Annotated in this window: 6 protein-coding genes; 4 read left to right on the plus strand and 2 right to left on the minus strand. The window is 70.6% G+C overall.

The genetic code is table 11. From position 1 onward, the window contains the following. The first annotated feature begins 7 nt into the window (after positions 1-7). The 3 genes from efeB (at position 8) to FE633_RS29000 (ending at position 3,436) form a co-directional block, all read left to right on the plus strand. Positions 8-1,354: an iron uptake transporter deferrochelatase/peroxidase subunit gene (gene efeB / locus FE633_RS28990; RefSeq protein ID WP_138048132.1), complete on the plus strand. Its 1,347-nt coding sequence runs from the start codon at positions 8-10 to the stop codon at positions 1,352-1,354. A gap of 3 nt (positions 1,355-1,357) precedes the next feature. Further along, on the plus strand, positions 1,358-2,209 hold the full coding sequence (gene efeU, locus FE633_RS28995) for an iron uptake transporter permease EfeU (protein WP_138048133.1): 852 nt from the start codon (positions 1,358-1,360) through the stop codon (positions 2,207-2,209). Between the two features lie 231 nt (positions 2,210-2,440). Next, a complete protein-coding gene (locus FE633_RS29000; protein WP_138048134.1) occupies positions 2,441-3,436 on the plus strand; it encodes an SCO2278 family lipoprotein in 996 nt (331 codons plus the stop codon). A 60-nt stretch (positions 3,437-3,496) separates the two neighbouring features. Here FE633_RS29000 and FE633_RS29005 read toward each other — a convergent pair whose 3' ends face one another. Next, positions 3,497-4,225, minus strand: a complete 729-nt coding sequence (locus tag FE633_RS29005) for a bifunctional DNA primase/polymerase (protein ID WP_138048135.1) — start codon at positions 4,223-4,225, stop codon at positions 3,497-3,499. A gap of 167 nt (positions 4,226-4,392) precedes the next feature. Here FE633_RS29005 and FE633_RS29010 point away from each other — a divergent pair, with 167 nt between their 5' ends. Further along, positions 4,393-5,484: a glycerophosphodiester phosphodiesterase gene (locus FE633_RS29010; protein WP_342791220.1), complete on the plus strand. Its 1,092-nt coding sequence runs from the start codon at positions 4,393-4,395 to the stop codon at positions 5,482-5,484. Positions 5,485-5,539: 55 nt separating this feature from the next. Here FE633_RS29010 and FE633_RS29015 read toward each other — a convergent pair whose 3' ends face one another. Continuing rightward, entirely contained in the window at positions 5,540-6,181 is a 642-nt protein-coding gene (locus tag FE633_RS29015; RefSeq protein ID WP_138048136.1) for a TetR/AcrR family transcriptional regulator, read from the minus strand. Positions 6,182-6,401 lie beyond the last annotated feature (220 nt).

The following is a 6,401-nucleotide window of genomic DNA, read 5'->3' on the forward strand; positions in this document are numbered from 1 at the left end:
TACCGCCATGACGGACACCACGGACTCCACAGACACCACGGAGTCCACGGACTCCACGGACACCACCGAGGCCGCAGACTCCACGAACACCACTGATGCCGCCGCGGGCACCTCCCGTGCTCCGTCGAGGCGTTCGCTGATCGGCTGGGGCGGTGCCGGGCTCGCGCTCGGCGCAGCCGCGGCCGGCGGCGCCGCGGCGATGACCCGTACGGGCGACGACGTCGAGCCGACGGCTGCCGAGTCGGGCGCCGCGGTCGCCTTTCACGGAGTGCACCAGGCGGGCATCTCGACGCCGGTACAGGACCGGCTGCACTTCGCCGCGTTCGACGTGAAGACCGAGGACCGGGCCGAGTTCGTCCAGCTGCTGAAGGACTGGACGGCCGCCGCGCGGCGGATGACCGCCGGGCACACGGTGGGTGAGGGCGCGTACGGCGGGCTGGCCGAGGCGCCGCCGGACGACACCGGGGAGGCGCTGGGCCTCAAGCCCTCACGGCTGACCCTGACGGTCGGCTTCGGGCCCTCCCTGTTCGAGAGGTTCGGGTTGGCCGACCGGCGCCCGGAAGCCCTCGTGGATCTGCCGCAGTTCGCGGGCGACAACCTCGACAAGAACCGCAGCGGCGGCGACTTGTGCGTACAGGCATGCGCGGACGACCCGCAGATCGCGGTGCACGCGATCCGCAACCTCGCCCGGATCGGCTTCGGCAAGGTCGTCATCCGCTGGTCCCAGCTGGGCTTCGGCAAGACGTCGTCGACGACTCCGGAGGCGCAGACCCCTCGTAACCTCATGGGGTTCAAGGACGGCACCCGCAATATCGCGGGAACGGAGAGCGGTCGCCTCAAGAAGTTCGTGTGGGTGGACGAGAAGGACGGCCCCGGCTGGATGGCCGGCGGTTCGTATCTCGTGGCGCGCCGGATCCGGATGAACATCGAGACCTGGGACCGGACTTCGCTGCAGGAGCAGGAGGACATCTTCGGCCGCGACAAGGGCGAGGGCGCTCCGGTCGGCAAGGCGAAGGAACGGGACAAGCCGTTCCTGAAGGCGATGAAGCCGGACGCGCACGTCCGGCTCGCCCACCCCGACTCCAACCACGGGGCGACGCTCCTGCGCCGCGGCTACTCCTTCACCGACGGCACGGACGGGCTCGGCCGCCTGGACGCGGGCCTGTTCTTCCTCGCGTACCAGCGCGACGTACGCGAGGGCTTCATCCCGGTGCAGCGCAGTCTGGCCACCGACGCGCTCAACGAGTACATCCAGCACGTGGGTTCGGCGATCTTCGCGATCCCGCCCGGCGTCCGGGACAAGGACGACTGGTGGGGCCGGGCGCTGTTCTCCAAGGATTCCAAGGAGGCGTAGGCCGTGTTCGGCAACTATCTGATCGGCCTGCGCGAGGGACTCGAAGCGAGCCTGGTCGTCTGCATCCTCATCGCCTATCTGGTGAAGACGGAACGCCGGGACGCGCTGAAGCCCATCTGGATCGGCATCGGTGTCGCGGTCGCGCTGGCCCTCGGCTTCGGCTGCGCGCTCGAATTCGGCTCCCAGGAGCTGACGTTCGAGGCACAGGAGGCCCTCGGCGGTTCGCTCTCCATCGTCGCGGTCGGCCTGGTGACGTGGATGGTCTTCTGGATGCGGCGTACGGCCCGTCACCTGAAGGCCGAACTGCACGGCAAGCTGGACGCGGCGCTGCAGATGGGCACGGGCGCCCTGGTCGCCACCGCGTTCCTGGCGGTGGGCCGGGAGGGCCTGGAGACCGCGCTGTTCGTGTGGGCGTCGGTGCGCGCGTCCAGCGACGGCACCCAGGGGCCGCTGATCGGCGTCCTGTTGGGCATCGCGACGGCGGTCGTGCTCGGCTATCTCTTCTACCGGGGCGCGGTCCGCATCAACCTCGCCAAGTTCTTCACCTGGACCGGCGGCATGCTGGTGATCGTGGCCGCGGGCGTTCTCGCGTACGGCTTCCACGACCTTCAGGAGGCCAGGTTCCTGCCCGGCCTGGCGGACAAGGCCTTCGACATCAGCACCACCATCCCCCCGGACACCTGGTACGGCACGGTGCTGAAGGGTGTCTTCAACTTCCAGCCGGACCCGACCGTGCTCCAAGTCGTCGTGTGGACCCTGTACTTGGTGCCGACGCTGGCCTTCTTCCTGGCACCGTCACGGCCCGGCGGCAGCGGCAAGGTGAAGGCTGCCCCGCCGGTCCGCGAGGAGGTCTGATGGGCTGGGGGGTCTGAGGATCTGAGGATCTGAGGATCTGAGGATCTGAGGATCTGGAGGTCTGGGGTCTGAAGGTCTGAAGGTCTGAGTGTCCGCCCTCCGACCCGCCCGCGTGACCTGGCCGCCTCACGGAAAGATCACGGTGCGGGCGCGGTACGTGATCCCGGCGACGGCGCGTTTCCCGGTCCCGGTAGGGTTCGCCTCCGGGAAGGGGAAGGTGAAGACGATCCGATGAAGACGCCGCAGACACTTCGCAGGCTGAGCAGGCTGACCACGTCGGCGGCAGCGGTCACCGTGCTGTCGGTGACGGCGAGCGGGTGCATGGTGGTGCACGGCGAGCGGGAAGTACTCCCCGGGTCCACGAAGTCCGAGGCCGCGCGCGCCCTCAAGGACTTCACGACCGCGTACAACAAGGCCAACAAGGCCTACGACCAGTCCCTGGACGCGGACCGGGTCGCCGGTCCCCTCGCCGACATCGACGGCGCGAAGCTCAGGGCGGGCAAGAAGACCCAGCCGGGCGGCGATCCCGACTACGTGCCGCTGAAGCTGACCGACACCGAGTTCACCATCCCCAAGAAGGCGGGCTGGCCACGCTGGTTCGTCGCCGACTCCCGGGCCAACAAGGGCTCCACCAAGGCTCATTGGCTGCTGGTGTTCACCCGGGGCGGCCCGGACGAGGTGTGGGAGGTCTCGTACCTGACGATCCTCGGCGCCGACGACGTACCGGAGTTCAAGAAGGACAAGGACGGCTGGGCGGAGCCGGTCACCGCGGACGCCGCGGACCTGGCCGTCCGGCCGCAGGACCTCGCCGAGTCGTACACGACGTATCTGCGCGACGGCGGCGACACCTTCGCGCCCGGAACGAACACCTCCGCGTGGCGGGAGAGCCGCAAGAAGAACGCGAAGCGGCCGGGGCTGGCCCGGCAGTACATCGACGAGCCGCTGACCTCCGGCGACTACGCCGCGGTCGGGCTGCGCACCACGGACGGCGGCGCGCTGGTGTTCTTCTCCACCCGCCACTACGAGAAGCAGACGGCGGCCCCGGGCTCCCCGCTCAACGTCCCCGACCCCAATGTGAAGGCCCTGATGACGGGCGAGGCAAAGCAGTCCGTCACCTTGGAGTCGGTCTCCAACCAGGCGGTGCTGGACCCGGCGAAGAGTGCCGCGGACCAGAAGGTCACGTTCCTCAGCCGGATTCAGGGGCTGACGGGGGCCAAGGGCGAGTAGGCACGGCAGGGCGGCGAGGCCGGGCCGTGACGCCCTGCGAGGGTCAGCCCCCCGTGGGGGTCAGCGCCGGTGGGGCCAGGCCGCCACGTGGTCCCGCTCCTCACCCGCGTACCGCGCGCACTCGTCCGTGAGGATCTCGAGCAGCGACAGCGGGTCCGGGAGCGGGTGTTCGGGTCCGCGCACCCACTCGACCGTCAGATCGCCGGGCAGTTGGGCGGGCGGGACGAGGACGTAGGAGCCACGGCAGTGCCAGCGCAGGCCGGGGTGCTCATCCATCGTCTCGGGGTGGCAGTCCAACTCGCAGGGCCACCACTCGTCCTCGTCCTCGGGCGTACCGCGGGTGGCCGTGAAGAAGAGCATCCGGTCACCGCCGGACTCGGCGACGGGGCCGACCTCGATACCCGAGGCGAGCAGCCGCTCCAGTGCCTCACGGCCGGCGTCCAGCGGTACGTCGAGGACGTCGTGGACCATGCCCGTCGCGGTGATGAAGTTGGCCTGCGGCTGATGCCGGGCCCAGCGCTCGATCTGCGCGTGGTCGGTGGTGGACTGGGTCTGCCAGGCGAAGGACACGGGGTGCCGGGCAGGAGTGGGACAACCGACGCGGTCGCACGAACACCGGTAGCCAGAGGGATGGGCGGCGGGCGCGAGCGGCAACCCCGCGCCGGCGGCGGCGAGCAGCAGATCCTCACGTCCCGCGCCCTCGACGGGCTCCGTTCGGGGACGGCGGCCACGCAGCCACTGGGACATCCTGCCCTGCCTGCCCGAGCGGCGGCCGAACTCTGCGCTCATCGATCCCCTCGCCTCGCTGTTGTGCGGACAGCATGCCCCATGGTCCCACCCTCCCGCGTTCCGTTGGACAGGGGGCCCCATCCGGGGTAGGTGGGGCGATGCGTGCGCGAGTAGAGATCGAGTGTCATTACGTACTTTGACATGATGTGCCTGGCTACGGTGTCGCCATGGTCACGATGATCACAAAGACCGTGTTGACGGGTGTCGCAGGTCTCATCTCGCTCGTCCTGGCGGTCCAGAGCGGGGCTCTCGCGGAAGCGGGCGGGGCCCTGGCGGGGCCGGACGCGGCCGTCGCGGGATCGGCCGGAGCCCTGGTGAGACACGGCGAGGCCCTTGCCGGACCGGCCGGAATCCTCGCGCACCGGAACGGGGCCTTCGGCCAACAGGCCCAGGCCCTCGTGCAACAGGCCGAGGCGCTCGTACGGCAGATCGGAGCGCTCGCGGGACCGGGCAGGGCACCGACCCCACTCGAATGGGGCGCGGGCCCGGTGACGTTGGCCTCACTCCCCCGCATCGTGCGCACCGCGCACCGCGGCGGCGCCCTCGAGGTTCCCGAGAACAGCATGTCGGGGCTGATGGCCGCCTATGAGAGCGGTACGGCCCACGTACTCGACTTCGACACCCGGATACTGCGCGACGGCACCATGGTCGTCATGCACGACCCGACGCTGGACCGCACCACCTTTACGGGCGGCCCGGTGCGCGGACTCGGCCTTCGGGACTGGCAGGGCGTACGGCTGCGGCCCGAGGCCTCGTTGCCGGGGAACTGGCGTACGGAGCGGCCGCCCACGGTCGCCGAGGTGCTGGATCGTTTCGGCGGGCGGATCGTGCTGATGCTGGAGGCGAAGGACCCGAAGAGCCTGCGGGCGCTCGCCGCGATGATCAAGGAGCGCGGGCTGGCTCGCTCGGTGCTGGTCAACTCCAACCGTCCGGCGGTGGCCCTGCACGCCCACCACATGGGCCTCATCGCCCAGTTGTGGCGCTCGGCACGGCAGATGCGCACCGACCGGCCCGAGCGGTGGGCACGGTTCGTGGATGTCCTGGACGTGGACTACAAGGCCCGCGACACCGATCTCGTACGGGCCGTCAGATCCGGCATCCCGCGGGTGTGGGCGCACACGGTGGTGACCCCGGCGCAGCGCGACCGGGCGCTCGCGCTCGGCTGCGACGGGATCATCACGGACGCGCCGGCCCTGATGGCTCGCCACCCGGTGGAGCCACAGGTGGAGGCTCAGCTCCGCACGGCTCACCTCCGGTGACGGCTCGGCATCGGTGACGGCTCGGCTTCGGTGACGGCTCTGTTGGGCGGGAGGCTCAGCGCGGGGCGAGGCCGTGGAGGGCGTACTCGACGACGGTGTCGGCATAGGCGTGGTCGAGCGGGCCGGTGCCCTGGAGCCAGCGCTGCGCGAGCGGCGAGACGAACAGGTCGCGGGCGATGTACGGGTCGATGTCGGCGCGTAGTTGGCCGGCGTCCTGGGCGGCGCGCAGGCGGCGTACGTACATCTCCAGGGCCGGCATGAGGAGTTCGCCGACGAACTGCTCGCCGAACGCGGGGTCGGCCACGCCCTCCGCGGCGAGCGCGCGGGCCGGGGCGCCGTAGCGCGGGTCGTTGAGCTCGTCGACGGTGGCGCGCAGCACCGCCTTCAGGTCCGCTTCGAGGTCGCCGGTGTCGGGGATGCCGTCGGCCTGCTCCCACTCCGCCTGACCGGCGGCCTCCGCCGTACGGGCGCCGAGATCGACGAAGGCCTCCATCAGCACCTCGGCCTTCGAGGACCACCAGCGGTAGATCGTCTGCTTGCCGACGCCGGCGCGGGCGGCGATGCCTTCGATCGTGGTCTTGGGGTAGCCGATCTCGCCGACGAGGGCGAGGGCGGCGTCGTAGATCGCACGGCGGGACTTCTCGCTGCGGCGGGTGGAGTCGGGGGCGGGCTTGTCGGGTGCGGACTTCTTGGCCATGCGTCGAACCTAGCAGGGCGACAAGACGCGACGTCTCGCCGAGGGTGCCTCGGGTGCCGGGGGCCTTTTTCGCCCCCGCCGCCCCTACCCGTCCCATCCTGTACCTGGGGGCTCTGCCCCCAGACCCCCGCTATCGGCCTTGCGGCCTCGTCCTCAAACGCCGGACGGGCTGAAAATCAGCCCCTCCGGCGTTTGAGGAGCGGGGGTCCAGGGGGCAGAG

It is taken from the genome of Streptomyces montanus, from assembly GCF_005786655.1.
Taxonomy (GTDB): domain Bacteria; phylum Actinomycetota; class Actinomycetes; order Streptomycetales; family Streptomycetaceae; genus Streptomyces; species Streptomyces sporangiiformans.

Bases quoted from the DNA above. Each gene is read 5' to 3' on its own strand.
- FE633_RS29010 (WP_342791220.1), top strand. From the start codon at position 4,393: ATGGTCACGATGATCACAAAGACCGTGTTGACGGGTGTCGCAGGTCTC.
- FE633_RS29000 (WP_138048134.1), top strand. From the start codon at position 2,441: ATGAAGACGCCGCAGACACTTCGCAGGCTGAGCAGGCTGACCACGTCG.
- efeB (WP_138048132.1), top strand. From the start codon at position 8: ATGACGGACACCACGGACTCCACAGACACCACGGAGTCCACGGACTCC.
- FE633_RS29005 (WP_138048135.1), bottom strand. From the start codon at position 4,225: ATGAGCGCAGAGTTCGGCCGCCGCTCGGGCAGGCAGGGCAGGATGTCC.
- FE633_RS29015 (WP_138048136.1), bottom strand. From the start codon at position 6,181: ATGGCCAAGAAGTCCGCACCCGACAAGCCCGCCCCCGACTCCACCCGC.